Source organism: Lentzea sp. NPDC020367, from assembly GCF_044387305.1.
In the GTDB taxonomy this organism is placed as follows: Bacteria; Actinomycetota; Actinomycetes; order Mycobacteriales; family Pseudonocardiaceae; genus Lentzea.
This window is the reverse complement of sequence record NZ_JBIRVV010000012.1, coordinates 149,191-173,719: the sequence shown is the minus strand read 5'-3', so window position 1 is coordinate 173,719 and position 24,529 is coordinate 149,191. Positions and strand designations below refer to the sequence as shown.

The window sequence follows — 24,529 nt, the reverse complement described above, 5'->3', positions numbered from 1 at the left end:
GCCGGATTTATACTTTCCGCTCTTCGGCTTTGGGGGTCGGCAGTGGCGACAACGAACAAGCAGCTCTTCAAGACCTTGGACGGGCTCCCCGAGGTGCAGCGGTCGTCCGGGCAGCAGTACGACTCGTTCCGCGTGCGGGGCAAGTTGTTCGGCTACTACTGGCCGCGCACGCAGACGGTCGGGCTGAAGCAGACGCTGTCCGAGCAGCTGGCGCTGGTCGCGGAACGGCCAGACGTGTTCGAGGTGCAGTTCACGGCCGGCGGCTTCGGCTGGGTCGTGGTGTACCTCGAAGGCATCGAGGCGGACGAGATGAGGGAACTGGTCTTCGAGGCGTGGCGGTTGTCGGCGCCGGAGGAACTCGTCGCCCAGGTGCCCGATCTCGCGCGATGATCAGGGTCAGGTTCGAGCTGCCCGCCGGCGACCTCGGGCGGGATCTCGCCGAGTGTCGACTCAGGACTGACGGCGTACGGCGAGCGACGAGCCGTCCGCGAACGTCAGCCTGACGACCGGCCGTGCGGGCAGGCTTGCTCCCACGTAAGGGGTTTCCAGCGATCGCACGGCGTTGCGAGGGATTTCGGCGAACGTCGTGAACACGCTGGAAGGCTTGGCCTCGAACAGATGCGTCGGGTAGACCACGGCCACGCGCTGGTCGCTCACGGCGAGTCGGGCGTTGCCGCGGCTGAAGGCGAAGTGGTCCGCCAGCGACACGGCGAGGCTCGAGGCGGCGGACGCGTCGACCCAGTAGCCGAGCGTCGGGTCGTCGGTCCAGTCCTGCGGTGACGGGGGAGCGGGCAGCGGCCACCGCTGCTTGTCCAGTTCCAGCGCGGGCATCGGGCTCGAAGCGGTCAGCGGCAGCTGCACTGAGCCGGCGACGACACCGCCCACGTAGCCGATGACCGGGGGCAGGCCGAGCACGAGGCGTTCGCCGGGGCGCAGCCAGAACTTCGTCAGCTCCGAGACGACCACCTCGTCGTCCGCGACAGCAGGGGTCTCCAGCAGGAACTCGAAGCCCGAGCCGTCCACGAACGTCACCCGGCCAGGCTCGACCGAAGCGATCTGGGCGCGCGGGAACTCCCCAACGACCCGGTAGTCCGGTACGGCGACGGGCTCGCCCTCCACGTGCTCGCCGTACTTCCTGCGGTTGTCGGCGAGGATCTTGCCGACCTCGCGGCCGAACCCGATCGCCTTGCCCAGGAACGACTTCTCCGCAGCGACGACAGGCGCGACGTGCCGCTCGGCGATCACCAGCCGGGAGGAGGTCAACGCCCACAGGCGATCCACGCGCGTGCCGGGCTCGAACCGCGACATCGCCGACGCGGCCAGGGAACCGGAAGAAGCCCCGAACACCAGGTGGTCGGCGGCCGGAGCCTTGTCGTCGCCCGAGTCGCCACCGCCGCCCAGCACCGTCAGCGCGAAGTCGCCCACCCCGCGCCCGACGGCGGAGGCACCGCGGGCGAACAGCGAACGGCCCGGTGTGCCGAGCTGGTCGAGGCCGTCGACGGCGTAGTAGAAGGTCCGCCGGTACATCGCCCACACCAGCGCCTCGCCCGCCCGGCAGACCTGCTGCCGGGCGACGTGGCCGGGGCCCAGGGGCTCCGCGAAGATCACTCGTACTCGAATCCTCGGTTCATCGCGTCAGCACGGTCCTCGTCGGAGGACGGGTCCTGACCCTTGTTGTAGCCATATTTGATGCCCTGCTCGACGGCGAGGCCGGGAGCATTCTCCATGACACCGTTGGTGATGGCGGTCGGCACGTGGGTCGTGCCGCTCAGGCCCGCCGTGCGCAGGCCGGCCTCGGTGAGGTTCGTCGTCAGCGAGTCCGAACCGGGGCCGTCGACGCCGAACCGGCCGGCGAAGCGGTTGCCGGTCTTGGACGCCATCGTCGCCGGGTCGGCCTTGGTGACGATCTTGGCCAGCGGGTTCGCGTCGATCTTGCGCATGAGCCACTTCTCGGCCATGTTGCCGTCGCGCAGGCCCTCGGCCTTCTCGACGAGCTTGCGCAGCGGACCCTTGCGCAGCGCCTGCAGCAGGTCCTCCAGCTTGTCGATCAGCGGCTTGAGCTTGCCGAGCAGCTGCTTGACCTTCAGGCCCAGGCGCGCCATCGTGCCGCCGACCTGGGCGGTGGTGGCGACGCCCGCGGCGGCCATCGAGGCACCGGCGGTGATCCACGAGGCGGCCAGCGCGGCCAGCCACTCGATGATCAGGCCCATGACCAGCTCTTGCAGGATGTCGATGCAGATCTCGACGAACGCGTCGAACAGGTCGGCGGCGAGCTCCAGCATCTGCTGCAGGCCGCGGATCTCGTTCGAGAACGCCTCCGCGCCCGCGCCGAACTCGTCCATCTGCTTGCGGAACCTGTCGCCCGCCTGCCCGGTCCACGGCTCCGACGTCGCGGCGGCACGGGTCTTCTCGTGCTCGCCGGTCTGCTTCACCCAGTCCGCGACCTTGCCCCAGCCGGCGCCGGTGCTGCGCATCTGCTCCGGGTCGCCGATCGCGGGTTCGAGCACGAGCTCGACGATCGGGCTGATCACGATGCCGATCAGGAACCCGAGGCCGTTGTCGATGAACGACTGGCCGGGGCTCATCACGAACTGCAGCTGTTCCATGCGCGCGTTGACCGCCGCGATGGCCACGTCCGGCGGGCTGCCGGCGCGGGAGATGTCGCCGCTCGTGCTCACCCACGAGCTGCCGTAGCCCGCGTTCTGCTCGAAGTCGCTCTTGCGGTTGCCGTTGCCCGCGCCGTTCAGGTCCGCGAGCGAACCGGGGCCGCCACTGCTGAACTGCTGCAGCCCCTGGTGGATCGCTTCCTCGACGTCGCGGTAGGTCTGCGCCGTCTGGTCGGTGCGCTCGGCCACGCCCTCCAGGAAACCCTTGGCCTTGTTGGCCATCTCCTGGCATTCCTGCAGGCCCTCGAAGTACTTGAACGCCATCAGCTCGCCGAGCGGACCGAAGCAGTCGTCGCTCACGCGTGCCTGGTCGAGCAGGGTCGCCAGCTGTCCGAAGTGGCCTGCGGCCTCCCGCGAACCCTGGCCGTGCGCCGTCAGCGCACCGCCCTGCACCTGGAATCCCGTCATGCCCCCATCACCTCAGGATCGAGTTGCCGCCGAAGTCGTCGTCGTCTGAGACCGGCCTCGGCCTCGGACGGTTCCCGGCAGGCGGTGCGGGCGGCGTCACGTTCTGCGGCACGTACGGCGCCGCGGGAGGCGCGGCATGAGGTGCGGGAGCGTCCGGCACCATCACGGCCGAGTGCGCGCTGAACGCGTCCTTGAACCGCTCGGCCTGATCACCCAGCACCGGCGTCACGGTGTCCTGCAACGCCTGCGCGGCCTGCTGCGTCGCCGCCCTGATGGTGGCGAGGATCTCCTGCTGCAGCTGCGTGTGGCTGTACCTCATCGCGGTCGGCGACAGCTGCAACCCCAGCACCGCCCCCGACGGCGCGACGGTCACGGTGACGGAGCCGTCGCCGCTGCGAGCCTGGCCGCGCAGCTCCGCGATCTTGTCCTTGAGCTGGCCCGCCCTGGCGGCCTGCTCCTGGAAAGAGCGGATCTTCTGCTCGATCTGTGCCCTTCTGTCCGGCACGGCGACCCCTTCCCCAGTGTCTGAACAGGTCGCTCACCACCGTAGCAACGCGGTCTGACACCTCACTGACGCTTCAGCGGAAGAGGATGCGGGTGATCTCCGTGTCCGTGGCGCGGCCCTCGTCGTAGGCGCCCTCGCCCTTGAGGTTGTTCATGATCGCGAGCGTGTACCGCGCGTCCTGACCGACGAACCCGACCGAGTTCATCACCCAGCCGCCCTCTTCCTCCGACCAGCCGTTCTTCGCGCCGGAGTCCGGTCCCCAGACGCCCCACTGCTGCACGGCGCCGACCTGGCGCATCTGCCCGACGATGTACTCGCGGTCGTCGGCGGGGACGGTGTCGAGGATGTAGTTCATCAGGCGGTCGAGGTCGTTCGCCGTGCACTTCTCGAAGCCCCAGTACGGGAACGTGGCCGTATATCCCTTTTGTGGCACCAAATCGGTCATTCCGTACTTGCCGAACGCCGCGTTGAACGTCGCGCCGTTGTACTTCTTCCACAACGAGTCCGCCGCGTCGTCGTCGGACGTGTGCAGCATCGCGTTCATCAGCGAGCGGTCGTCGCTGCTCAGCTTGATCTTGCCGGCGCGGTGGCGCTCCAGCAGGTTCACGACCATCGCGAGCTTGATCGTCGACGCGGTCCACGTCATGTCGCCGGCGTGGTCGTTGCGCCAGGTCGCGCCGTTCTTGCGGTCGCGCAGCACGAAACCGACGGATCCCGGCCTGGTCTCCGCGTAGTCCTGGGCGGCCTTGAGGCGCTTCTGGAAGTCGCACTCGAACCCGCTGTCGGGCAGCGGGCAGACCTCGGGCGTCGCGACCAGAGGCGCTGCCGCGGGGGTGTGGGACGGCGGCTGCGTGCGTGCGGCGGCGGGAGGTTCCGCCGTCACTGCGTGGCCACATGCCGTGAGGGCAAGCGCGCACGCAACAAGGATCGGACGGAGCATGCGCCGCACGCTAATGGGTCCGATCGGAGGTAGTCGACCGCCATACGGACGCGTTGATCACGAAAAGGTTAAGTCAAAGATGTTTGACACGATGTCTGCTTCGCTTTACCTTGGTGATGTCAGGTTTCTTTGACATCAGGAGCGGGACCATGGCGTTCGAGGAGAAGCGGGCGTGGGCACTGGCGGTCATCGCCGTCGCTGGTTACGCCGTGTATGTCGGGCTTGTCCTGACTGGAGCGGCAGGGCGTCCGCTGGTCGAGGCGCCCTACATCAGCGCGATGGTGTGGACGATCTCACTCGGGATCGTCGCCGGCATCGTGTCGGGCATCTGGTTCGGCATCGCCTCGCGCAACGACGGACTGCAGGCCGACGAACGGGACCGCGAGATCGGCCGGATCGGCGACGGCATCGGTCAGTCGTTCGTCGTCATCGGCGGTGTGTCCGCGATGGTGCTCGCGATGTTCGAGGCGCCGTACTTCTGGATCGCCAACGTGCTCTACCTGTGCTTCGTGCTGTCCGCGGTGCTGGGCTCGCTGGCGAAGCTCGCGATGTACCGCCGAGGGATGCTGTGAAGCCGACGAAAGTCACGAACTCCATCCGCGCCCTGCGGTTCGCGCACGGCGAGATGAAGCAGTCCGATCTGGCCACGGCCATCGGCGTGACGAGGCAGACGCTGATCGCCATCGAGCAGGGCAAGTACTCGCCCTCGCTGGAGGTGGCTTTCAAGATCGCACGCGTGTTCAAGGTGTCGCTGGAAGAGGTTTTCCAATACCCGGAGGAGGAAGAGCTGTGAAGGCTGTCGTGCAACGAAGATACGGATCGGCGGTGCCAGGTGACCTCGATGTGCCTGTGCCTGGGAACGGTGAGGTTCTGCTGGAGGTGCGGGCGGCGGGCGTCGACATGGGCGTCTGGCACCTGCTCACCGGGAAGCCGTACCTGGTGCGCTTCCTCGGGTTCGGGTTCCGCGGGCCGAAGTCGCCGGTACCGGGCAGGGACGTCGCCGGTGTGGTGAAGGAGATCGGGCCCGGCGTCAGCGAGTTCGCGGTCGGCGACGAGGTGTTCGGCACGTGCGAGGGGTCGTTCGCCGAATACGCCGTCGCGCCGGCCTCACGGCTGGCTCGCAAACCGGAAGGCATCTCCTTCGCGGAGGCGGCCGCGATCCCGATCTCGGGCGGGACCGCGCTGCAGGGACTGCGCGGAGTCCGGCCGGGGCAACGCGTTCTGGTGCTCGGCGCCGGTGGTGGCGTCGGCTCGTACGGGGTCCAGATCGCGAAAGCCCTTGGCGCACATGTGACTGCGGTGTGCAGCACGCGCAAGGTCGAGCTGGCCAGGTCGCTGGGTGCCGACGAGGTCTTCGACCACACGGTCGCTGACTTCACCGGCACGTACGACCTGATCCTGGACTGCGGTGGCGCCAGGCCGTTGTCGAGGTTGCGCGGGGCGACGAACGAGGGCGGCCGGATCGTGCTGGTCGGCGCGGAGACCGGGGGATCGATCACGGGAGGGTTCCACAAGTCGATCGGCGCGTTGCTCCTGAACCCGTTCTCGTCCAGGAAGTTCGTGCCGTTGATGTCGAAGGAGCTCGGCGTCGTCTTCGACGAGCTGCGCGTCATGGTCGAGGCGGGCACGCTGAAAGCACCGGTGGACAAGGTCTTCCCGCTGTCAGAGGCGCTGAACGCGGTGGACCACGTCTACTCGCGACGGTCGGTCGGCAAGACGGTCGTCGCGATCTGACCACCTATCACCACGGTCGTCACGTGGTGCAACGCCGTGATGTCCCGCATGGGATCTCCTTGCACGGCAATGATGTCAGCATCCCAGCCAGGCCTCAGCACGCCCTTGCTGACGCTCAGCGCCTTCGCCGCCTGGCTGGTGGCACTGGCGAGCACGACCGCGTTCGGAACGCCCGCCTCGATCATGTGACCGAGGGCGTGGGCGGTGATCCCGTGCGGTTTGCCCGCCCCGATCCCGCCATCGGTGCCGGACACCGCCCGAACACCGCGGTCGTGCATGCGGCCCAGGATGTTCAGCTTCGCGGCGATGCTCATCCCGGCGCGTTCGAACGCCTCCTGGACGTGCGGCGGTGGATCCTGCGTGTTGCCGAGGGTGTGGCAGACGGCGATGTCCGCCTCGGCCAGCGCGTCCATCAGTTCCACCGGCATCCGCATGCCTCGATCGGTGAGGCACGTGCAGTGCTCGATGCCGTCCACGCCCGCGGCCACGGCCCGTTGGATCGCGGCCAGGCTGTGCGCGTGGGCGGTCACCGGTAGGCCGTGGGAGTGCGCTTCCTCCACGACCACGCGGAGTTCGTGTTCGGTGAACTGACAGTCGTCGACGGCGGTGCCGGGCGTCGCGAACCCGCCGCTGGCCATGATCTTGACGACGTCGGCCCGCCGTTCGGCCCGTTCCCGCACGGCACGGCGGAGCGCGTCGTCGCCGGTGGTCTCGCCGCCCATCGACCAGCAGTGCCCGCGCGGGGAGGTGATGGGCGGGCCGGAGGCGAGAACGCGCTGGCGGTGCCGGGAACGCTGGTCGAGCACCGACCAGTTCCGGTCGCCGAGATCGCGGACGGTGGTCACGCCGGCCCGCAACTGGCGGCCGAGGCTGTCCTCGATCACCGCGTCCAGGTGTTCGGCGGTGAACTCGGGCAGCCGGTCCAGCGCGCCGTCCTCGCTGTCCGCTCCCAGGTGGACGTGGGTGTCGATCAGTCCGGGCAGGACGGTGGCGGTGCCGAGATCGACGACCTCGGCACCGGCGACGTCCGGATGCCCCTGCTCGACGGCCTTGATCGTCCCGTTCTCGGTGATGACCGTGACGGGTCCCGCGATCGACCGTTCACCGTCGAACGCACGCCCTGCCCGCAGCGCCAGCATCGAGACATTCTGAGCGCCACATGCTGGGAAAGCAATGGTCAGCGCGCGTGCGGCAGGGTGGTGAACTCGTCGACCTGAGGCAGGTCGTGCCCGAGCCGGTCGCGCTTCGCCGTCAGATAGGCGATGTTGTGGACGTTCGGGGTCATCAACGACGGCACGCGCGCCGTCACCGAAATTCCGTGGGACTCCAGCGCCGCGATCTTGTCCGGGTTGTTGGACATCAGCCGCACGGACTGCACGCGCAGATGCTTGAGCACGCGGGCCGCGGGGGTGTAGTCGCGCACGTCGACAGGCAGGCCGAGGGACGTGGCCGAGTCCAACGTGTCCATTCCGGCGTCCTGCAGCACGTGCGTGCGAATCTTCGACACCAAACCGATTCCGCGCCCTTCGTGCCCGCGCAGGTACACGAGGATGCCGTTGCCCTCACGCACGATGGTGTTCAGCGCGGCGTCGAGCTGCTCGCCGCACTCGCAACGCATGGCGGCGAAGATGTCGCCGGTCATGCACTCGGAGTGGATGCGCACGAGGACGTTCTCACGCAGCTTCGTCTTGCCGTAGACCAGCGCCATGTGCTCGTGACCGTCCGCGCGGAACGCGACTGCGCGGAAGGTGCCACGCCGTGTCACCAGATCGGACTCCGCAACGTCTTCCTCGTTGAAGGCCTGTTCGAACATCTCCGGTCCCCTTGTCGCCAGGCGCCTTCCGAACGTGCAGCTACGCTCGGATGGAGGTCGCACCGTAACCCGACCGCACAGCGGAGGTCATCCTGTTCAGCATCACCGTCCGCGATCACGTGATGATCGCCCACAGTTTCCGCGGCGAAGTCTTCGGTCCGGCACAACGTCTGCATGGAGCAACGTTCCTGGTGGACGCAACGTTCAAACGTGCTGAGCTCGATTCGGACAACATCGTCGTCGACATCGGACTCGCCACCCAGGAGCTGAACAAGGTCCTGGCCGCCTTCAACTACCGCAATCTGGACGAAGAACCCCAGTTCGCGGGCATCAACACCTCCACGGAGTGGCTCGCGAAACACATCGCGGACCAGCTCGCGGACAAGATCTCCGAGGGCTCTCTGGGTGAGGGCGCTCACGGGATCGATGCGATCGCCGTCACACTTCACGAGTCCCATGTGGCGTGGGCCGGCTACGAACGTGCACTTCGTCCTTCCGCCTGACGTCGAGGATCCGGGCAGTCCCAGCGGCGGCAACGTCTACGACCTGCGCGTGAGCGCGGGCCTGAACCGCCTGACCGTCGCTGGTGACTGGCCGCGTCCGAGCGACACCACCGCGTTGCGGCAAACGCTTGCGGCGATCTCCGACGGCGCTGTCGTGCTCCTCGACGGCCTGGTCAGCTGTGGTGTACCCGAAGTTGTGGTCCCTCACGCCGAACGGCTCAGACTCGCCGTGCTCGTGCACCTGCCGCTCGCCGACGAGACAGGTCTGGACCCCGAGACCGCACGCGTCCTCAACGCCTGCGAAGGGCAGGTCCTGAGGGCCGTCGACGTGGTCGTCGCGACCAGCCCGACGGCCGCGCGCGACATCGAGCGAAGGCACGGGCTCGACCACGTCCACGTCGTCGTCCCCGGTACCGATCCGGCGCCACGGGCGCGGGGCACGGACGGTGTCCACCATCTGCTCTGCGTCGCGTCCATCACACCCCGCAAAGGCCACGACCTGCTGGTCAGCGCGTTGCGGCGGATCGAACACGACTGGCGGCTGACGTGCGTGGGCCCGCACCGGCCGTTCCTGCGCGAACTCCCGCGAGACGACCGCGTCAGCTTCCCGGGAGCACTCGCCGGCGAGGCTCTGACCAGCGCATACGACCGCGCCGACCTCTTCGTGCTGGCCTCCAGGAACGAGACCTACGGCATGGTCGTCACCGAGGCCCTCGCCCACGGTCTGCCGGTCATCGCGAGCGCGGTCCCGGACGCACTCGGCGACGGCGGTCTGCTCATTCCCGCCGGGGACGAAAATGCATTGGAAGCTGCACTAACGTGCTGGTTCCAAGATCAGGACTTCCGGGCCGAACTGCGTTCCAAATCGCTCGCCCGGCGGGCTGTTCTGTCCACTTGGGACGAATCCACAGAGGACCTGCGGAGGGTGCTGGCTACGCTCCGGCCATGACCTTCGCCCCGGAATGGCTGGCACTGCGGGAAAACGCCGACGCACAGGCACGCTCGACCGAGCTCGCCGACGTGGTCCGCGAAACTCTGGTGAACCGAAACCCCCTGACGATCCGTGACCTCGGTTGTGGAACGGGATCGATGGGACGATGGCTCGCCGGGAGGCTCGGCGGCGTGCAGCACTGGGTGCTGCACGACCGCGACCCCCGGCTGCTCGGGCTGGCCGAGGCCGGCATGAGCGCCATGGAGAACGTCACCGCCGAGACGCGTGAGGGCGACCTCACGTCCCTCAAAGCCGCCGACATCGCGGGCGCTGACCTGGTCACTTGTTCCGCGTTGCTCGACTTGCTCACTACTAACGAGATGAACGCTCTGGCGGTTGCATGCGTAGAAGCACATGTGCCCGCTCTGTTCACGCTCTCGGTGGCAGGCCGGATCGACATCGATCCGGCCGAGCCGCTCGACGCCGCCTTCCAGGACGCGTTCAACGCTCACCAGCGCCGCGTCGTGGACGGGCGCCGTCTGCTCGGACCTGATGCTCCAGCCGCTGCCGAAGAGGCATTCGTGACAGCCGGCGCTTCGGTTCGGACGGCTCAGAGCCCCTGGCGGATGCACGGCGACGCCCTGCAGTCCGAGTGGCTCAGGGGCTGGGTCGACGCCGCGGTGGAGCAGGAACCCACACTCGCCACCGAGGCTTCCGAGTACCTGCGCCGCAGGTCAACGGCCTCCGTGACGGTCCACCACGTCGACCTGCTAGCGATACCGAGGTCTGTCTGATGAAGAAGTTCTGGCCGTGGCTTCGCCTGGTGCTGGCGTTGGCGATCCTGGTCGGCCTGGGCGTGCGCCTGGGCACCGGGGCGTTCCTCGACGGACTGCGCGCGATCGACGCGTTCTCCGTCGCCGCCGCACTGGCGATCGGGCTCGTGACGACGGTGCTCAGCGCGGGACGCTGGGTCCTCGTGGCGCGTCGCCTCGGCCTGTCGCTGTCCATGAAGTCCGCGGTCAGCGACTACTACCGCGCCCAGCTCGTCAACGCCGTGCTGCCCGCCGGCGTGCTCGGCGACGTGCACCGCGCGGTCAACCACGGTCGTGAGTCGGGCGACGTCGGACGGGGCGTGCGCGCCGTGTTCTTCGAGCGCTTCGCCGGTCAGATCGTGCTCATCGGGATCGGGCTCGCGGTGCTGCTCACGCACCCCGCGCCCGGCCTCGACCTAGCGCCGGACGGCACCACCGCCGGGCTCGTTCTCGCCGGTCTGGCCATCGCCGCGGTGGTCGGCTGGCAGATCGGGCCGGTGCGCCGCGTGCTGGTCAACACCCTCGCCGACGGCATCAGGCTGCTGTCCTTCCGGACCTGGCCCGCGGTCATCGGACTGTCGGCCGCCACCGTCGCCGGGTACGTCGCGATGTTCCTGGTGGCCGCCCGCGCCGCCGGGTCGAACGCCACGATCGCCCAGCTCGCGCCGGTCGTCGTGCTGGCGCTGCTGATCATGGCCATCCCGGTGAACATCGGCGGGTTCGGCCCGCGCGAGGCCTTCCTCGCGGTCGCGTTCGGTGCCGCCGGTCTGGGCGCCGCGCAGGGCTTCACCACGGGCATCGTCTACGGCGTGCTGGCGCTCATCGCCGCGCTGCCGGGTGCGGTCGTGCTCTTCCTGTCACGCCGGAAGACCGAAGAGGTCCAGGTAGTGGCGGAACGACTCGGCCAGTCCCGCGAGCAGGAGCTCGCCCTTGCGCGCTGACGCGAGCGAGGGCCGCCCGATGACGCCGGAGGACGTGTACGGCGCCAGACCCAGGGTGAGCATGTGCCGCCGGTCCTCCGCCAGGTGGTCAGAGCCTTCATAGCCAGGACGGATCAGATCGGGGTGCGCGTGCAGCAGGATCGAGGTCTCCAGTTCGCCGGCGTGCATGTCGCTGTAGGCCGAGGTCTCGATGCCGGACTTCTCCCGCGCGAACGCCCAGTCGTCCCGTCCGGGGAACAACGCCAGACCCTCGCCCTCCTGCACGATGTTCGACAGCACGTAGTTGCCGCCGTGGCCGTTGACCAGCACCAGGTTCGTGACACCGTTGCGCCGCAAGGACTCCGCGATGTCCGTGACCACTGAGATCAACGTGCTCGCGGAGATGCTGACGGTCCCCGGCCAGTCGGCGTGCTCCTGCGAGCACGAGAACTGGATCGGCGGCAGCAACCGGACCTCGGGGTGCTTGGCCGCGATCTCCGACGCGATGGTCCAGGCGATCACCGCGTCCGTGGCGAGCGGCAGGTGCGGGCCGTGCTGCTCGGTGCTGCCGACCGGGAGCACGGCCACGCTCTTACCCCGGACGTCGACCGTGGTGTCACTCGGGAACATGAGCCTGACCGTAGTCAATCCGGTGGCACAGCGCCGGAATCTCGCCGTCCGCGAGCTTCGGCATCACGTCCGGGAGCTCCTCGAACGCGCTGTGGCCGGTGATCAGCGCGTCGAACCTGGCGTCGGCCAGCAGATCCAGCGCGACCGCCATGCGTTCGGCGTAGCTGCGGTCGGGACGGCCGACCGTGCCGACCTGGCTGCTGCGGATCGTGAGCCGGCGCGAGTGGAAGAACTCGCCCAGCGGCACGGAGATCTTCCTGTCGCCGTACCAGCTCAGCTCGATCACGCGGCCCTCCGGCGCGAGCAGGTTCAACGCCGTGGTGAGGCCGGGCTCGGTCGCACTGGCGTGGAAGACCAGATCGCAGCCGTCGAGAGCGTTGCCCGGCAAGGCGAATCCGACACCGAGCTCGCGGGCAACCGTCTCCCGGGCCGGATCGGCGTCCACGAGCTCGACGCGGGCACCGGGGAACGTCGCCAGCACGGCCGCGATGCTCGACCCGACCATGCCGCCGCCGACCACCGCGATCCGGTCGCCGATCAACGGACGCGCGTCCCACACGGCGTTGACCGCGGTCTCCACCGTGCCCGCCAGCACCGCCCGTTCGGCCGGAACCGCCTCCGGCACGAGCGTGACCGCGGTTTCCGGTACGACGTAACGAGTCTGATGTGGATAGAGGCAGAACACCGTGCGCCCGCGCAGGTTCCCGGTTTCCACGACGCCGACGTTGAGGTACCCGTACTTCACCGGCCACGGGAAGTCGCCCTCCTGGAAGGGGGCCCGCATGACCGCGTACTGGTTCTCCGGCACGCCACCGCGGAACACGAGGGTCTCCGTGCCGCGGCTCACGCCGGAGAACAGCGTGCGCACCTCGACCTCACCGGGACCGGGCTCGGCCAGTGTGACCTGCCGAACTTCCCCTTTTCCCGATTCATTGAGCCAAAAGGCACTCGCCGTACGTGTCACTCACAACACCTCCGCCGCACGAAGTTCGTTAGGGGCACCTGATGATCACACTTCAGCACACCAGGACGGCACCCGTCCTGCGGGAGCCTGCCATCTGGGCAGGGCTTCAGGTCCTCGCGCTGGGCGTGGTCGGTGCCACAGCCGGTCTCGGGCCGCTCGGCTGGGCCGCCGGTCTGGCCTACGGGTTCGCCACGTGGGCGTTCCTCGGCTACGGCATGCAACGGCACCGCACCTCGGCGTTGGGGCCGGCTGACCGCGTCACGCTGGCCCGCGGCCTGATGGTCGGCGCCGTGACCGCGCTGGTCGCTGACCGCGCAGGGCAGGACGTGCCGGTCGCGCTGGTCGTGACGCTGGCGGCCGTCGCGTTGTCACTCGACTGGGTGGACGGTCAGGTCGCTCGCCGCACGGGCACCTCGACCGCGCTGGGTGCCCGGTTCGACATGGAGGTCGACGCGTTCCTGATCCTCGTGCTCAGCGCGTACGTCGCCGTGCACCTGGGTCCGTGGGTGCTCGCGATCGGGCTCATGCGGTACGTGTTCGTGGCCGCTTCCTGGGGTCTGCGCTGGATGAACGCGCCGCTGCCGGGCAGCTACGCCCGCAAGGTCGTGGCCGCGGTCCAGGGGATCTTCCTCGTCGTGGCGGCCTCGGGCCTGCTGCCGTACGCGGCCGTCCTCGTCGGTCTCGCGCTGGCATCGCTGGTGTGGTCGTTCGGTCGCGATGTGCTCTGGCTGTGGACCAACGCCGCTGTCCGGGTGGGACAATCCCGCCATGTCTGAGCAGACCTCGACAACGGCGAAGATCGGCAACATCGTCGTCTGGATCCTGCAGATCGTGCTCGCCGTGCAGTTCGTGATGAACGGCTACGCGTTGTTCACCGACTCGTTCGTCGCCAAGTTCGACGACATCGGCTTCGGCCAGTGGTTCCGGTACTTCACCGGTGTGCTGGAGATCGCCACCGCGATCGGCCTGCTCATCCCGCCCATCTGCGGCCTCGCGGCGCTGGGCCTCGCGGGCATCATGGCCGGCGCGGCGCTGACGGAGCTCACGCTGGTCACCAACGGCGGCTTCGACGACGCGCTGATGCCGCTGATCTTCATGGTGTGGGCGCTGGTGATCGCGGTCTACCGCCGCGAGCAGATCTTCGGCGCGCTCAGGCTCGTCAGGAAGTGACTTTCGGGAAGTAGCGGAGCACCGCGACGTCCCCGACTTTCGTGACGTCCTCCAGGTGGAATCGGCGTGCCGGTCCACCGGGGAATTCGGCGGGATTCACGAAACGCGGGGCCGTCGCCTGTCCGATCAGCATCGGTGCCACCGCCACCCTGATCTCGTCGGCCAGTCCGGCTTCGAGGAACGCCGTGTGAATGCTCGTGCCGCCTTCGACCATGAGCTTTCTCACTCCACGCGCGCCGAGATCGTCCAGGATTTCTGAAAAATCGCTGAAGGTCCTCGTTTCGGCGAGGTGCCCGACCGTGGTCTCGGCGCTGCGCGAGTAGACCAGCCGGTCGCCGCCGCAGTGCCAGAACCGCAGGTCAGGGTCCAGTTGGCCGCTGCGGGTGACGGTGACTCGCAGCGGGAACTCGGGTTTGCCGTCCGCTATTCTCCGCGCACGTCGTTCGTCGCTGTAGACGAGCAGTCGCGCGTTGTCGCGGCGCAACGTCTCGGCCCCGGCCAGAATCGCGTCCGACTCCGCGCGCATCCGGTCGACGTGATCGAAGTCCTCGTCGTTGGAAAGCGGAAACCTCTCGGTGCCGCGATCGTCGATGTGGCCGTCGAGGCTGACGGCGACGCTCAGCAGAACGTGCGGGCGGGTCACGAGAACCGATCGTAGAGCAGGTGAACCGTTCGCGGGCCGCGCCGCGTTTACCTCATAGGGCCTGGAAAGGGGAGTCTCGGTGAGGATGTTGCTGCGGCGGACGGTCACGGTCCTGGCAGGGCTGTTCGTGTTGTTCGTGCTCATCGCACCGAGCGACCTCGAGAAGTTCTCCTTCGAGGCGTTCCTTCGGGTGCCGCTCGAAGGCCTCATCGGCGTGATGGTGCTGGTGCTGCTGCCGGACCGGTTCCGCAAGCCCGCGGCCATCGCCGGTGGCATCGCGCTGGGCCTGTTCACGGTCGTGAAGATCATGGACATCGGCTTCGACATGGTGCTGTACCGGCCGTTCGACCTCGTGCTGGACTGGCCGCTGCTGGTGCCCGCCATCGACTTCGTGGACGTGACGTTCGGCCGCTTCGCCTCCGTGCTGGCCGTGGGTCTCGCCGTCGCGCTGGTCGCCGGGATCGTGTTCGTGGCGGCGGCTTCGGTGCAGCGCCTCAGTTCTGTCGCCGCCGGGCGGCGCCCGATCGCGATCCGCGCGGTGGCTCTGCTCGCCGTCGCCTGTGTTTCCCTTGCCGTGCCCGGGGTTCCGGTCTACTCCGACGCCGCCGCCACGTCGCTGGTGGATCACGCCCGGCGCGTGCAGGCGGGTCTGAACGACAAGGAGGTGTTCGCGGCGGAGGCTTCGGTCGACGCGTTCCGCGGGCATCCCGGGCTGCTGTCCTCGTTGCAGGGCAAGGACGTCGTCTTCACGTTCGTGGAGAGCTACGGCAAGTCGGCGCTCGACATGCCGGACGTCGCGTCGAAGCTGGCTCAGGGCGATGATCGCCTGAAGGCGGCCGGCTACTCGGCTCGTTCCGCGTACCTGACCTCGCCGACCGCGGGCGGTGGCAGCTGGATGGCGCAGGCGACGTTGCTGTCCGGGCTGTGGATCGACAACCAGCAGCGCTACCGCAACCTCGTGGCCTCCGACCGGCTGACGCTGCCGCGGGCGTTCCGCGAGTCGTCGTGGCGCTCGGTCGGTGTCGTCCCGGGCATCACGCAGGCGTGGCCGGAAGGCGACTTCTTCCACTACAACCAGATCTACGCGGCCCAGGACCTCGGCTACAAAGGCCCGCGCTTCGGCTACGCGACGACACCCGACCAGTTCACCTTGGAGTCGTTCCAACGCAACGAGCGCGCGAAGGCGCACAGCCCGGTGATGGCGGCGATCCCGATGGTGTCCTCGCACGCGCCGTGGTCACCGACGCCGGACTCCGTGGAGTGGGACAAGCTCGGTGACGGCTCGATCTACTCGACCATGCCCGCCTCGAACGACCCGCCGGAGTCGATCTTCGGCCGCGACCCGGCGGCCGTGCGCGCCGACTACGCGCACTCCATCTCGTACTCGCTGGAGTCCGTGCTCTCCTACCTCGAGAAGTACGGCGACGAGAACCTGGTGATGGTGTTCCTGGGCGACCACCAGCCCGCGCAGATGGTGACCGGCGAAGGAGCGTCGCGGGACGTGCCGATCACCATCGTTGCCAAGGACCCGGCCGTCATGGAGCGGGTCGCGGACTGGAAGTGGGACGACGGGATCAAGCCGGGAGGATCGGCCCCGGTGTCGCGGATGAGCGACTTCCGGGACCAGTTCCTCTCGACCTTCAGCCCGCCCAAGCCCTAGCCCATGGTCTTCTGACCGTCGATCGTCTCGCGGATGATGTCCGCGTGGCCCGCGTGCTGCGAGGTCTCGGCGACGATGTGCACGAACACGCGTCGCGCCGACCACGTCTTGCCCTCGGGGAACCACGGGGCGGACGGCAGCGCGTGGGAGAGGTCCATGTCGACCGTCTCGACCAGCTTGTCGGTGTAGGCCGCGACCTCGTTGTAGCGGGCGATGATGCTCTCCAGCGTCTCGCCGGGAGCCATCCGGAAGTTCGCCTCGTGGTTCTCGTAGTCGGTCGACTCGGGGTCGACCTCCATCGCCGAGGTGCCCTGCTCGATGAACTTGACCCAGTTCTCCTCGACCGACGCGACGTGCTTGATCAGGCCGCCGATGCTCAGCGCGCTGGCCGTCGGGCTCGACGCCGCCTGCTCGTCGCTCAGACCCTGAGCGGTGAACGTCAGGAACCAGCGGTGCTGCCTGAGGGTCTCGAGCAGGTCCGCGCGCTCGCCGGTGAGGGTCTCGGTGGTGGTCATCGCTTCTGTCCTTCGCTCGTTTGTCCCGACATGAACGACTCTAGGACCACTTGAGGTCAGCTTGTGTCCTAGACGATGGGCCGCTCTAGCGAAACTTGAGCGCCGTTCAAGCGATACGCAGCTGACCTGTGGTCACTGTCCGTGAATCAGTCGAAAGTGCTTTGTTCGGGCCCGAAGTCGAGCATCATCTCGGGATGCGTCTGGCCCTGTCCCTGTTCCTCGTGCTGACCGCGTGCTCGACCACGCCTGCGGACCCGGTGGCGCTGCTCCGGGAGTGGCAGCAGACCGCCCAGAGGCAGGGGTCGGTGCGGTTCGACGTCAAGATCGAGGTCGAGGGCAAGGATCCGCGCCGACAGACCTATGCGGGCGTGCTCCACGTCGGCAGCGGCGGTGCCACGACGCAGGAGGACGTGACCGCGCATGTCGAGAACAGGTACCGCACCACCGACTACCGCTGGGTGACCGTGGGCGATGACGGGTATCTGCAGCACAGCGGGCTCACCATGCCGCCGGGCAAGACCTTCACCAGCATGGGGCTCAACGACGCGCCCTGGGTGGGGCCGTACTCGCGGGACCTGTCGATGGCCACGCAGGACTACCACCCCGGCAACCTGTTCGGAGACGTCGACCGCGACACCCTCCGCCTCACCGAACGGGACGGCGGCCGGTACGTGTTCAGCGCGGGCGGAGTGCCGCACTCGGGCGGCTACACCAACGGCGACGTCCGGCTCGTCGTCGAGGTGGACGACGAGAACCGGGTGGTCCGGGTCGAGCAGAACACGCCGTCACCCGACAAGCAGCAGGCGCGCCTCACCGCGGTGTACAGCCAGTGGGGCACTGCGCCGGACGTGCTGAGGCCTCCACAGGAGACCGTGGCGAAACCGAAGGAAGTCGTCGCCGTCCAGCGTTAGTGTCGAAGCCATGATTGCCGAGGACCTCCAGCGCTATCTGCAGGCTTCCCGCGACTCGATCGTGTCCTCTTTGGACGGCCTCACCGAGCACGACGTCCGGCGACCACTCGTGCCCAGCGGCACCAACCTGCTCGGCCTGGTGAAGCACCTGATCGGCATCGAGTTCGGCTACCTCGGCGACAGCGCGGGCCGGCCGGCCCCGGTCACGCTGCCGTGGAACGAGGACGGCTCGGTCTGGGAGAACGGCGACATGTGGGCCAAGCCCACCGAGAGCCGCGAGTACCTCGTCGACCTGTACCGCCAGGCCTGGAAGCACTCCGACGAGTCGATCGCGGAACTACCGCTGGACGCGCCCGCCGAGGTCCAGTGGTGGGCCGAGCACAAGCGGCAGACCACGTTCGGGCACCTGCTCGTGCGGGTCACGGCCGAGACCGCGCAGCACGCCGGGCACTGCGACATCGTGCGCGAACTCGTCGACGGGCGGTCCGGCGCGGACAACCCCGACGGCTACTACGACCTCGTCCTGAGCATGGCGAGCGCGCCGACCACCGGCCCCGGTACGAGCAGCAAGAACGCGTAACGCCAGGTCACGACCTCGGCGAGCAGCGGAACGAGCTGGATGCTGACCACGGTCAGGCCGAACCCGACGGCGGTCAGCGCGGTGAGGGCCGTCCCGACGTAGCGCGGGTCGGCGACCTCGCTCAGCGACGCCGAGAACACCCCGGAGTCCGCGATCACCGCGGCGCCCCACACCGCGCAGAACGCGATCAGCAGCGGCGTGCCCCAGACCAGCGGCGAGAGCAGGCAGCAGAGTCCGCTCACCGTCAGCGCCCCGACGGCGGCGGGCGCGCGACCGAACCTGTCCGCCGCCCAGCCGCCCACCAGGCAGCCGGCGAACCCCGCCACGCCCATCGTCAGGAACACGGTGAGGCCGACGGGTTCCCGCGAGCTCAGCAGGAACGTCGGCAGCCACGTCCACAGCGCGTACAGCTCCCACATGTGGCCGAAGTAGCCGAGGTTCACCAGCCGGGGCTTGCGCTCGCGGAACATCTGCACGGCATAACGCGGGTTGAGCTGCGCGGTCGTGCCACTCACGAACGGCCCCGGCCGCACGAACAGAAGCGCGACCACGGCACCAAGGAACGCGATCAGCGCGGCAGCGACGAGCACCTCGCGCCACGGCAGCCGCCCGAACACGTGGGGGAGCGCCGACCCCAGCGTCAGCGCCCCGATCAGCACCCCCAGCGCACGGCCGCGGGTGCGGGTCTCCGACCAGGACGCCATCAGCTTCATGCCCACCGGGTAGACGCCCGCGAGCGCCACGCCGGTCAGGAAACGCAACGGGATCGCGGCGGCCAGCCCGTCCACGAACAGTCCGAGCACCAGCGTGAAGGCCGCACCCAGGGCGGCCGAACCGGCGATCAGCAGGTGCGGGCGGACGCGGTCGGCCAGGTTGAGCACCGTGGCCCCGACCGCGCCCACCACGAACCCGAGCTGCACGGACGCGGTCAGCCACACCGCCGCGCCCGCGCTGATGCCCCACTCGACCCGCAGGGAGGGAACGACGGCGGACATCGAGAACCACACGGCCAGGCCGAGGACCTGGACGAGTGCGATGGCCGCCCGTCTCATCAGCAGACCGAGTCGCTCGGCTGCGGGTTCGCGAGCCCGAACAACGGCCGCAACCTCAGCCCGATCCACGTGCCGCCCAGCGCGAACACGCCCCACAGCCACCCGTGCAGCGACCCGACGGAGATGCCGCCGAGGTACGCGCCGATGTTGCAGCCACCGGCGAGCCGAGCGCCCACGCCCATCAGCACACCTCCCAGCACCGCCGCGAGCGCCGTCCGCCACGGGATGCTGCTGTGAATCTTCCACGCTCCGGCCGCCGCCGCAGCGATGGCGGCGCCGATCATGATGCCGATGTTCGTCAGCGACGTCTTGTCCGTCCAGATCGGAGCGGCGAGCGCCTTGGCGTTGGCCGGCGTCTGCCAGAACTCCCACGCCTCGGGGTGCAGCCCGAGCAGCTGCACGACCTTCGCGCCCCACAGCGCGAACGCGAACGTGACGCCCCAGATGCCCCCGGACACCAGGAACACCGCCGCCGCCAGCACGCCCAGCACCAGCGCGCCGACCAGCAGCGGCCACGAACCACGGATCACGCGGGCGAACCCATGCGCGGTCGGCACCACGTCGGCGGGCGGCGGGTTGCGACGGGCCTGCACCAGCCGCGTCACGAAGAAGATGGCCGTGAGCGCCGTGATCGTGATCAGCCACGAACCCCACCAGCCGACGTGCTCGGACAGCACCACGGCGGGGAACGCGGGCCAGCCGTCGAACAGCGGGAACGCCCAGGTGTAGAGCACGGACCCGGTGATGAAACCGAACAGCGTCAGCACGATCGTCGACTGCCCCGACCCGACCGCGAACAACGTGCCGGACGCACAGGCCCCGCCGAGCTGCATGCCGATCGCGAACAGCACCGCGCCCACCAGCAACGCCAGGCCCAGAGGATTGCCCACGGCCTTGGGCACCGACCCGAAGAGCCCGGAACCGGTCGAGATGATCAACGCGATCAGCGTGGCCGCCGTGCCGAGCAGCACGGTGTGAGCGCGCAGGCCCGCCCCGTTGCCGACGGCGATCAGCTGCCGCCACGCCGAGGTGAAACCGAAGCGGGAGTGGAACAACGCGAGGCCCAGCGCCAGGCCGAGCGCGAGCAGCACGCCCTGCTTCGCGCCGTAGGAGGCCCACACGAACCAGGTCAGGCCGACCGCCAGGAGCCCGGCGACGACCAGCGGGACGGTGCGGACCGGTTCCTCCGGAGAGGGGACCGGGGCCGCGCACGATGTCGGGAAGTACTGCGTCGTCACCGGGAACTCCTGAACGGGACTAGTTGGGGATGATGAAGTTGGGGGCCTTGACCACGGACTCGACCAGCCCGAAGACCGGGACGCCGAGCGGCGCGAAGGTCCACTTGTTGTTGAGGTCACTGGTGTCCGGCTTGTCCACGACCACCGGGTCGGCGAACGCGGGCGAGGCGAAACCGGCGAGCACGGCACCGCTGAGCACAGCCGCCGCAACGATCTTCTTCATGGAACTTCCTTTCCTGGAGGGAAAAATCAGCCGCCGACGAACTTGAGCAGTTCGAAGATCGGTGCCAGAGCGGCGGGAACGCCGATCGTCGGGTCGAGCACGGAGCCCAGGTCGAGTCCGGGCAGGACCCAGATCGGCACGGACTCGGTGAGGAACTGCGTCGCCATCTCTCTCCTTCACGACAGCACCGGACTGACCGGTACGACGGTGGCTTTCGGGACCCATTGCCCCGCCAGCTCTTCCTGCATGGGCATGCCGGGACCGTGCGCCTCGCCCGGTCCCATCGGCATCGCGGTCACCTGCGCGACCGCGTAGATCTGCACCTGGTCGCCGGCGGACTGACCACCGAGCCAGGACCGGAAACCGGCGGGCGTCGGGTTCGTGCCGCCGAACTCGTTGCCGATCTCGATCGCGTAGCCGATCGGCAGTTGTTCGCGCGGGTCGAACCGCAGAGGCACGGCCAACGTGGTCACCGAGGTCGCGATGGGGGTCGTCAGCAACCACGGCGCGACGTACAGGCCGTGCGGGTAGACCGGGCTTTCCGCCTGCTCGACGCCCGCCCGTGACAACGCCTTGTATCCGTCCGACCAGCCGGACAGCACCACCAGCGCGTCGCCGGAATCGCTCACCGGCAGGGAAGAACGCACCAGCGCGGCTGCCCGGACGCCGCGCGGTGTGCCGTCCTCGACGAGCTTGACGCTGGTGACGCCCTTGTTCTTCAGGAACGTCACCAGCTTCGCCAGCGAGTCCGCGTCCTCAGTGGACAGTTCGTCGGCCGGGCACGACGTGAGCACGTCCCGCCGGCCGCTGACCAGACCACCGAGAGCCGCGGACGCGCACTCCTCGCCGGCCGCCGGACCAGGCGCTGTTCCGGTGTCGAACGAGACCCCGAAGTCGTCCTCGCCCGTGACCACCGTGATCTCGCCACGCCCGGCCGGCAGGTCGACCAGGGCCCACGTGCCGTCCGCGCCCGCCGAGGGCACGGCCGCGATCTCCGGCCCGTCCCCGACCTTCACCCGGTGGTTCCCGGACGGGAAGTGCACCAGGTTCTGGCCGGGCCGGTGCGGGCTGATCAGCACCGGAACGCCGCCCGCCGACGCCAGCACCGGGACACCGGGAATCGGGAGCTCCTGCGGCGAGGGAATCGCGGCCAGCCCGCTCCAGGCGAGCAGCGAGGCCGCGACCACAAGAGTTCCGAACCGGCGAATCCTCAGTGCTGCCAACGGAAGCAGCACCACGACCACGAGCCCGATGCCGAGCACCGTCTCGTAGATCCGCCGGTCGAACGCGAGCCCGGACGACACCAGCCGCACCAGGCCCGCCAACGCCAGCACGACACCCAGCGACAGCGCGTGCTGCCGGAAACGAGCGCCTGGAGCCAGCGTCAGCGCCACCCACGCGACCGCACCGGCCACGTAGACGGTGTTGGCCACCAACAGCAGGCCGGAGTCCCCCACGGAGGTCTCGATCACCAGCAGCAACGTCAGCGCGGCCGCCACCCACCGGACAGCGGGTTTGCCCAGCAGCACCGGCACAAGCACCACCAGCACGCCGTGCGCCACCGCGCCGAGCACGTGCGCGTCGAACGCCACGAGTGACACCGCGACGAGCCCGGCAGCGACCGCCGCGAGTGCGAAGTTCGCGGCCCTCACCCATTTCGGGACCGTGACCGCGAGGCCGGAGCCCGCGATCAGGGCCGACACGAGCAGCAGTGCGAGCCGCACGACGACGACCCAGACCGAGACGCCCTCGGCGGCGTCGAAACCTCCGTGGGGATGATCCATTACTTCACGTCCGCATCCGCGATCACGAACAGCTCGGAGTGCGGCTTCGCGTTGCCGAACGGGCCGTGCGGCCAGTCCTTGCGGTTGAAGTTGATGCCGACCTGACCGGAGAACTCGTCCTTGAACGACGTGTCCAGCGTGAGCTGGCCGTTCGGGCCGATCTTCACGATGTTGACCTTGTGGTCACCGTCGAGACCGGTGCGCGCGACGAAGTAGTTCGACACCGCGATGCGCTTCGGCGAGGTGATCTCGCGGTAGAAGCCGTCGGAGCCGAGCTCGAAGTTGTCGTACGCGCCCCAGTGCGGACCCGCGGCGGGCGTGCCTGGGTTGATCGGGACGGCACCGGCGAGCGACGGGCAGTCGGTCTCGGCGCCACCGTTCTGCGCCTCGGCCAGCGTGTCGATGCGGCACTTGAAGTTCGTGCCCGCCGCCAGCAGCTTCTCGATGTTCAGCACGTACACGCCACCGGTGGTGCCGGGGTCGTTCGGGCCGAGCGCGCCCTTGCCCCGTCCGGAAATGGCGCGGTAGAGGTACTTGTCGTCGGGCGAGGTCTGGATCCACCCGCCGTTCGAACCGCCGCCGTTCGAGTCGTTGCCCGCGTGGATCGCCTTGCCGGCCGATCCGTCGTCGAACACCTCGTACCAGTGCGGCTCGGCGGCCGTGATGTCCGGCGTGTAGTGCACCGCGCCGCCCTGCATGGTCTGGGCGAACGCGCCCTTGTGACCCGGCAGGTTCGTCACCGTCGTCTCCATGACCGCGCGGCTCTCCTGGTGCAGCGGGTCGGCGGGATCGGAGCGGGGACCGTTCTGCAGGTAGCTCACTGCCCTGAGCTTCGGGTTGTTCCGGTCGGAGATGTCCCACGTGCGCACCGTCGGGCGACGCAGGTAGGGCGAGGGCGCCTTGACCGGGTCGAGAATGATGTTGCGGGGCTCGGCGTAGTCCGACGTCACGAGGATGTTCAGGTCCTCACGGGCCTGGATGCCGTGCGGGTTCGCACACGACGGAGCGCCCAGCCGCGGCAGGTTCGCGCACAGCTTCGGGTCGTCGCCCTGAGGTGTCGCCGCCGACACCTGGGAGAGCACCTTGCCGTTCTTGTCGAACCGCAGCAACGCGCCGGGCGAGCCCGCGAAACCGTTGCCCACCACCGTTTGCCCGTTGCCGTAGATGTACGGGCCAGGCACCACGGGGCCGCCCATGTAGGTGCCGTAGGCCGTGCCGTCCTTCAACGTCCAGTAGGCGTCCGGAACCGAGCCGCCGAGCGTGTTCGTCGGCAGGCTGATGCCCTTGAGCTTCAACTGGGGCAGTGCGCTCACGTCGAACGCGTAGGTGGCCGCCGCGAAGAGCGCGCCCGCGTAGATCGTGTCGCCCTTGTGCCACACGTACTGCATGTGGTGCGGCTCGTTCTCGACCAACGGCCCGACGGTCGCGGTGTTCACGACCTTGCCGTAGTCGGGCGAGCCCTCCGTCGCGTCGATGACCGCGAGGAAGTCAGGTCCCGGCAGCGCGTTGGTGACCTTGCCGAGCCCGCCGGTCAGCGATCCCGGCAGATTCTTGAGGTCCTTGACGAGCGTGTCCGCGATGTTCTCGTCTCCAGCCCAGACGAGAAGCCACTTCTTCCGTTCGCCACTGCTGCTGCGCGTTTGTGCCTGCGGGGTGAGGTGGTTCTTCACCCAGTACTGCTTGCCGTCCGACGCGGTCTTGCTGTCCACGAACGTCTGCACATCGGCATAGGCGGGGGAGTTGTCCCCGCTGGCCGTGACCACACCGGCCGCGAGTACCGCAACAGCGGCTCCGGCCAGAGTTTTTCGCCATCGCATTGCGTTGTTCTCCTTGTTTCGGGCATGCCGAATTCGCCGGGTGAACGGTTGCGACACGGCAACCGGCCCGGACGTGTCAATACAAATGCGGAGAGGTGCTCAGAAGGAGC

29 protein-coding genes are annotated in these 24,529 nt (G+C 68.7%); 13 read left to right on the top strand and 16 right to left on the bottom strand.

The genetic code is table 11. The annotated features are described in order from the left end of the window. The first annotated feature begins 42 nt into the window (after positions 1–42). Entirely contained in the window at positions 43–390 is a 348-nt protein-coding gene (locus ACH413_RS36860; protein WP_360039867.1) for an MmcQ/YjbR family DNA-binding protein, read from the top strand. Between the two features lie 60 nt (positions 391–450). On the opposite strand, the gene ACH413_RS36855 is transcribed toward ACH413_RS36860, so the two are convergent. From ACH413_RS36855 to ACH413_RS36840, 4 genes are all read right to left on the bottom strand, one after another. Then, entirely contained in the window at positions 451–1,608 is a 1,158-nt protein-coding gene (locus tag ACH413_RS36855; protein ID WP_360039870.1) for a hypothetical protein, read from the bottom strand. Further along, positions 1,605–3,074, bottom strand: coding sequence for a WXG100 family type VII secretion target (locus ACH413_RS36850; protein ID WP_360039873.1), 1,470 nt, complete (start codon positions 3,072–3,074; stop codon positions 1,605–1,607). The genes ACH413_RS36855 and ACH413_RS36850 overlap by 4 nt, the downstream gene beginning before the upstream one ends. 7 nt (positions 3,075–3,081) lie before the next feature. After that, positions 3,082–3,579: a YbaB/EbfC family nucleoid-associated protein gene (locus tag ACH413_RS36845; protein WP_360039876.1), complete on the bottom strand. Its 498-nt coding sequence runs from the start codon at positions 3,577–3,579 to the stop codon at positions 3,082–3,084. A 73-nt stretch (positions 3,580–3,652) separates the two neighbouring features. After that, positions 3,653–4,462 (bottom strand): tat pathway signal sequence, encoded by an 810-nt coding sequence (locus tag ACH413_RS36840; protein WP_360039879.1) that lies wholly within the window; start codon positions 4,460–4,462, stop codon positions 3,653–3,655. Between the two features lie 206 nt (positions 4,463–4,668). Between ACH413_RS36840 and ACH413_RS36835 the strand changes: the two genes are divergently transcribed. Genes ACH413_RS36835 through ACH413_RS36825 form a run of 3 tightly spaced genes read left to right on the top strand, consistent with a single transcriptional unit; the run spans position 4,669 to position 6,253 of the window. Beyond that, a complete protein-coding gene (locus tag ACH413_RS36835) occupies positions 4,669–5,091 on the top strand; it encodes a hypothetical protein (RefSeq protein ID WP_360039882.1) in 423 nt (140 codons plus the stop codon). Between the two features lie 53 nt (positions 5,092–5,144). Next, positions 5,145–5,312: a helix-turn-helix transcriptional regulator gene (locus ACH413_RS36830; RefSeq protein ID WP_360040302.1), complete on the top strand. Its 168-nt coding sequence runs from the start codon at positions 5,145–5,147 to the stop codon at positions 5,310–5,312. Between the two features lie 50 nt (positions 5,313–5,362). After that, positions 5,363–6,253: an NAD(P)-dependent alcohol dehydrogenase gene (locus ACH413_RS36825; protein WP_360039885.1), complete on the top strand. Its 891-nt coding sequence runs from the start codon at positions 5,363–5,365 to the stop codon at positions 6,251–6,253. On the opposite strand, the gene ACH413_RS36820 is transcribed toward ACH413_RS36825, so the two are convergent. Together ACH413_RS36820 and ribA are read right to left on the bottom strand one after the other, a co-directional pair. Next, positions 6,211–7,392 (bottom strand): amidohydrolase family protein, encoded by a 1,182-nt coding sequence (locus tag ACH413_RS36820; RefSeq protein WP_360039888.1) that lies wholly within the window; start codon positions 7,390–7,392, stop codon positions 6,211–6,213. The two genes, ACH413_RS36825 and ACH413_RS36820, sit on opposite strands and share 43 nt — an antisense overlap. Positions 7,393–7,430: 38 nt before the next feature. Next, positions 7,431–8,066 carry a GTP cyclohydrolase II gene (gene ribA / locus ACH413_RS36815; protein WP_360039891.1) on the bottom strand — a complete coding sequence of 212 codons (636 nt, stop codon included), beginning with the start codon at positions 8,064–8,066 and terminating at the stop codon, positions 7,431–7,433. 92 nt (positions 8,067–8,158) lie between these two features. Here ribA and ACH413_RS36810 point away from each other — a divergent pair, with 92 nt between their 5' ends. The 4 genes from ACH413_RS36810 to ACH413_RS36795 are packed head-to-tail and all read left to right on the top strand — an operon-like array spanning position 8,159 to position 11,253. Next, a complete protein-coding gene (locus ACH413_RS36810) occupies positions 8,159–8,569 on the top strand; it encodes a 6-carboxytetrahydropterin synthase (RefSeq protein WP_360040305.1) in 411 nt (136 codons plus the stop codon). Further along, complete coding sequence (locus ACH413_RS36805; RefSeq protein ID WP_396425437.1) at positions 8,523–9,518, top strand: glycosyltransferase family 4 protein; 996 nt, start codon at positions 8,523–8,525, stop codon at positions 9,516–9,518. Before ACH413_RS36810 ends, ACH413_RS36805 begins: the two co-directional genes overlap by 47 nt. After that, a complete protein-coding gene (locus tag ACH413_RS36800; protein ID WP_360039897.1) occupies positions 9,515–10,294 on the top strand; it encodes a class I SAM-dependent methyltransferase in 780 nt (259 codons plus the stop codon). Before ACH413_RS36805 ends, ACH413_RS36800 begins: the two co-directional genes overlap by 4 nt. Continuing rightward, a complete protein-coding gene (locus tag ACH413_RS36795; protein ID WP_360039900.1) occupies positions 10,294–11,253 on the top strand; it encodes a lysylphosphatidylglycerol synthase transmembrane domain-containing protein in 960 nt (319 codons plus the stop codon). Before ACH413_RS36800 ends, ACH413_RS36795 begins: the two co-directional genes overlap by 1 nt. On the opposite strand, the gene ACH413_RS36790 is transcribed toward ACH413_RS36795, so the two are convergent. Next, on the bottom strand, positions 11,170–11,862 hold the full coding sequence (locus ACH413_RS36790; protein WP_360039902.1) for a creatininase family protein: 693 nt from the start codon (positions 11,860–11,862) through the stop codon (positions 11,170–11,172). The genes ACH413_RS36795 and ACH413_RS36790 overlap by 84 nt on opposite strands. Next, the gene (locus ACH413_RS36785; protein ID WP_360039905.1) at positions 11,849–12,826 is read right to left on the bottom strand and encodes a zinc-binding alcohol dehydrogenase; all 978 of its coding nucleotides are present in this window, start codon (positions 12,824–12,826) and stop codon (positions 11,849–11,851) included. The genes ACH413_RS36790 and ACH413_RS36785 overlap by 14 nt, the downstream gene beginning before the upstream one ends. A gap of 41 nt (positions 12,827–12,867) precedes the next feature. Between ACH413_RS36785 and ACH413_RS36780 the strand changes: the two genes are divergently transcribed. Continuing rightward, a complete protein-coding gene (locus ACH413_RS36780) occupies positions 12,868–13,602 on the top strand; it encodes a CDP-alcohol phosphatidyltransferase family protein (protein WP_360039908.1) in 735 nt (244 codons plus the stop codon). Further along, a complete protein-coding gene (locus ACH413_RS36775; RefSeq protein WP_360039911.1) occupies positions 13,595–13,996 on the top strand; it encodes a DoxX family protein in 402 nt (133 codons plus the stop codon). The genes ACH413_RS36780 and ACH413_RS36775 overlap by 8 nt, the downstream gene beginning before the upstream one ends. On the opposite strand, the gene ACH413_RS36770 is transcribed toward ACH413_RS36775, so the two are convergent. Next, complete coding sequence (locus ACH413_RS36770; RefSeq protein ID WP_396425436.1) at positions 13,986–14,747, bottom strand: RibD family protein; 762 nt, start codon at positions 14,745–14,747, stop codon at positions 13,986–13,988. The genes ACH413_RS36775 and ACH413_RS36770 overlap by 11 nt on opposite strands. Here ACH413_RS36770 and ACH413_RS36765 point away from each other — a divergent pair. Next, positions 14,725–16,299, top strand: coding sequence for a sulfatase (locus ACH413_RS36765; RefSeq protein ID WP_360040308.1), 1,575 nt, complete (start codon positions 14,725–14,727; stop codon positions 16,297–16,299). The genes ACH413_RS36770 and ACH413_RS36765 overlap by 23 nt on opposite strands. On the opposite strand, the gene ACH413_RS36760 is transcribed toward ACH413_RS36765, so the two are convergent. Further along, positions 16,296–16,814 carry a DinB family protein gene (locus ACH413_RS36760; protein ID WP_360039917.1) on the bottom strand — a complete coding sequence of 173 codons (519 nt, stop codon included), beginning with the start codon at positions 16,812–16,814 and terminating at the stop codon, positions 16,296–16,298. The two genes, ACH413_RS36765 and ACH413_RS36760, sit on opposite strands and share 4 nt — an antisense overlap. A 194-nt stretch (positions 16,815–17,008) precedes the next feature. Between ACH413_RS36760 and ACH413_RS36755 the strand changes: the two genes are divergently transcribed. Both ACH413_RS36755 and ACH413_RS36750 read left to right on the top strand, forming a co-directional pair. Beyond that, a complete protein-coding gene (locus tag ACH413_RS36755) occupies positions 17,009–17,725 on the top strand; it encodes a hypothetical protein (protein WP_360039920.1) in 717 nt (238 codons plus the stop codon). Positions 17,726–17,735: 10 nt separating this feature from the next. Next, on the top strand, positions 17,736–18,305 hold the full coding sequence (locus ACH413_RS36750) for a DinB family protein (RefSeq protein ID WP_360039923.1): 570 nt from the start codon (positions 17,736–17,738) through the stop codon (positions 18,303–18,305). On the opposite strand, the gene ACH413_RS36745 is transcribed toward ACH413_RS36750, so the two are convergent. Genes ACH413_RS36745 through ACH413_RS36720 form a run of 6 tightly spaced genes read right to left on the bottom strand, consistent with a single transcriptional unit; the run spans position 18,236 to position 24,419 of the window. Next, a complete protein-coding gene (locus ACH413_RS36745) occupies positions 18,236–19,357 on the bottom strand; it encodes an MFS transporter (protein WP_360039925.1) in 1,122 nt (373 codons plus the stop codon). The genes ACH413_RS36750 and ACH413_RS36745 overlap by 70 nt on opposite strands. After that, entirely contained in the window at positions 19,357–20,595 is a 1,239-nt protein-coding gene (locus tag ACH413_RS36740; protein WP_360039928.1) for a YeeE/YedE family protein, read from the bottom strand. Before ACH413_RS36740 ends, ACH413_RS36745 begins: the two co-directional genes overlap by 1 nt. A 19-nt stretch (positions 20,596–20,614) precedes the next feature. Further along, positions 20,615–20,818, bottom strand: a complete 204-nt coding sequence (locus ACH413_RS36735; RefSeq protein WP_360039930.1) for a hypothetical protein — start codon at positions 20,816–20,818, stop codon at positions 20,615–20,617. Positions 20,819–20,844: 26 nt separating this feature from the next. After that, on the bottom strand, positions 20,845–20,985 hold the full coding sequence (locus ACH413_RS36730; RefSeq protein ID WP_360039932.1) for a hypothetical protein: 141 nt from the start codon (positions 20,983–20,985) through the stop codon (positions 20,845–20,847). A gap of 9 nt (positions 20,986–20,994) precedes the next feature. After that, positions 20,995–22,602: a hypothetical protein gene (locus ACH413_RS36725; protein WP_360039933.1), complete on the bottom strand. Its 1,608-nt coding sequence runs from the start codon at positions 22,600–22,602 to the stop codon at positions 20,995–20,997. Further along, the gene (locus tag ACH413_RS36720; protein WP_360039936.1) at positions 22,602–24,419 is read right to left on the bottom strand and encodes a hypothetical protein; all 1,818 of its coding nucleotides are present in this window, start codon (positions 24,417–24,419) and stop codon (positions 22,602–22,604) included. The genes ACH413_RS36725 and ACH413_RS36720 overlap by 1 nt, the downstream gene beginning before the upstream one ends. Positions 24,420–24,529 lie beyond the last annotated feature (110 nt).

Coding starts and splice junctions, on each gene's coding strand:
- ACH413_RS36850 (WP_360039873.1), bottom strand. CDS start 3,074: ATGACGGGATTCCAGGTGCAGGGCGGTGCGCTGACGGCGCACGGCCAG.
- ACH413_RS36835 (WP_360039882.1), top strand. CDS start 4,669: ATGGCGTTCGAGGAGAAGCGGGCGTGGGCACTGGCGGTCATCGCCGTC.
- ACH413_RS36830 (WP_360040302.1), top strand. CDS start 5,145: ATGAAGCAGTCCGATCTGGCCACGGCCATCGGCGTGACGAGGCAGACG.
- ACH413_RS36820 (WP_360039888.1), bottom strand. CDS start 7,392: ATGCTGGCGCTGCGGGCAGGGCGTGCGTTCGACGGTGAACGGTCGATC.
- ribA (WP_360039891.1), bottom strand. CDS start 8,066: ATGTTCGAACAGGCCTTCAACGAGGAAGACGTTGCGGAGTCCGATCTG.
- ACH413_RS36805 (WP_396425437.1), top strand. CDS start 8,523: ATGTGGCGTGGGCCGGCTACGAACGTGCACTTCGTCCTTCCGCCTGAC.
- ACH413_RS36800 (WP_360039897.1), top strand. CDS start 9,515: ATGACCTTCGCCCCGGAATGGCTGGCACTGCGGGAAAACGCCGACGCA.
- ACH413_RS36795 (WP_360039900.1), top strand. CDS start 10,294: ATGAAGAAGTTCTGGCCGTGGCTTCGCCTGGTGCTGGCGTTGGCGATC.
- ACH413_RS36790 (WP_360039902.1), bottom strand. CDS start 11,862: ATGTTCCCGAGTGACACCACGGTCGACGTCCGGGGTAAGAGCGTGGCC.
- ACH413_RS36780 (WP_360039908.1), top strand. CDS start 12,868: ATGATCACACTTCAGCACACCAGGACGGCACCCGTCCTGCGGGAGCCT.
- ACH413_RS36775 (WP_360039911.1), top strand. CDS start 13,595: ATGTCTGAGCAGACCTCGACAACGGCGAAGATCGGCAACATCGTCGTC.
- ACH413_RS36765 (WP_360040308.1), top strand. CDS start 14,725: ATGTTGCTGCGGCGGACGGTCACGGTCCTGGCAGGGCTGTTCGTGTTG.
- ACH413_RS36760 (WP_360039917.1), bottom strand. CDS start 16,814: ATGACCACCACCGAGACCCTCACCGGCGAGCGCGCGGACCTGCTCGAG.
- ACH413_RS36755 (WP_360039920.1), top strand. CDS start 17,009: ATGCGTCTGGCCCTGTCCCTGTTCCTCGTGCTGACCGCGTGCTCGACC.
- ACH413_RS36750 (WP_360039923.1), top strand. CDS start 17,736: ATGATTGCCGAGGACCTCCAGCGCTATCTGCAGGCTTCCCGCGACTCG.
- ACH413_RS36745 (WP_360039925.1), bottom strand. CDS start 19,357: ATGAGACGGGCGGCCATCGCACTCGTCCAGGTCCTCGGCCTGGCCGTG.
- ACH413_RS36735 (WP_360039930.1), bottom strand. CDS start 20,818: ATGAAGAAGATCGTTGCGGCGGCTGTGCTCAGCGGTGCCGTGCTCGCC.
- ACH413_RS36730 (WP_360039932.1), bottom strand. CDS start 20,985: ATGGCGACGCAGTTCCTCACCGAGTCCGTGCCGATCTGGGTCCTGCCC.
- ACH413_RS36725 (WP_360039933.1), bottom strand. CDS start 22,602: ATGGATCATCCCCACGGAGGTTTCGACGCCGCCGAGGGCGTCTCGGTC.
- ACH413_RS36720 (WP_360039936.1), bottom strand. CDS start 24,419: ATGCGATGGCGAAAAACTCTGGCCGGAGCCGCTGTTGCGGTACTCGCG.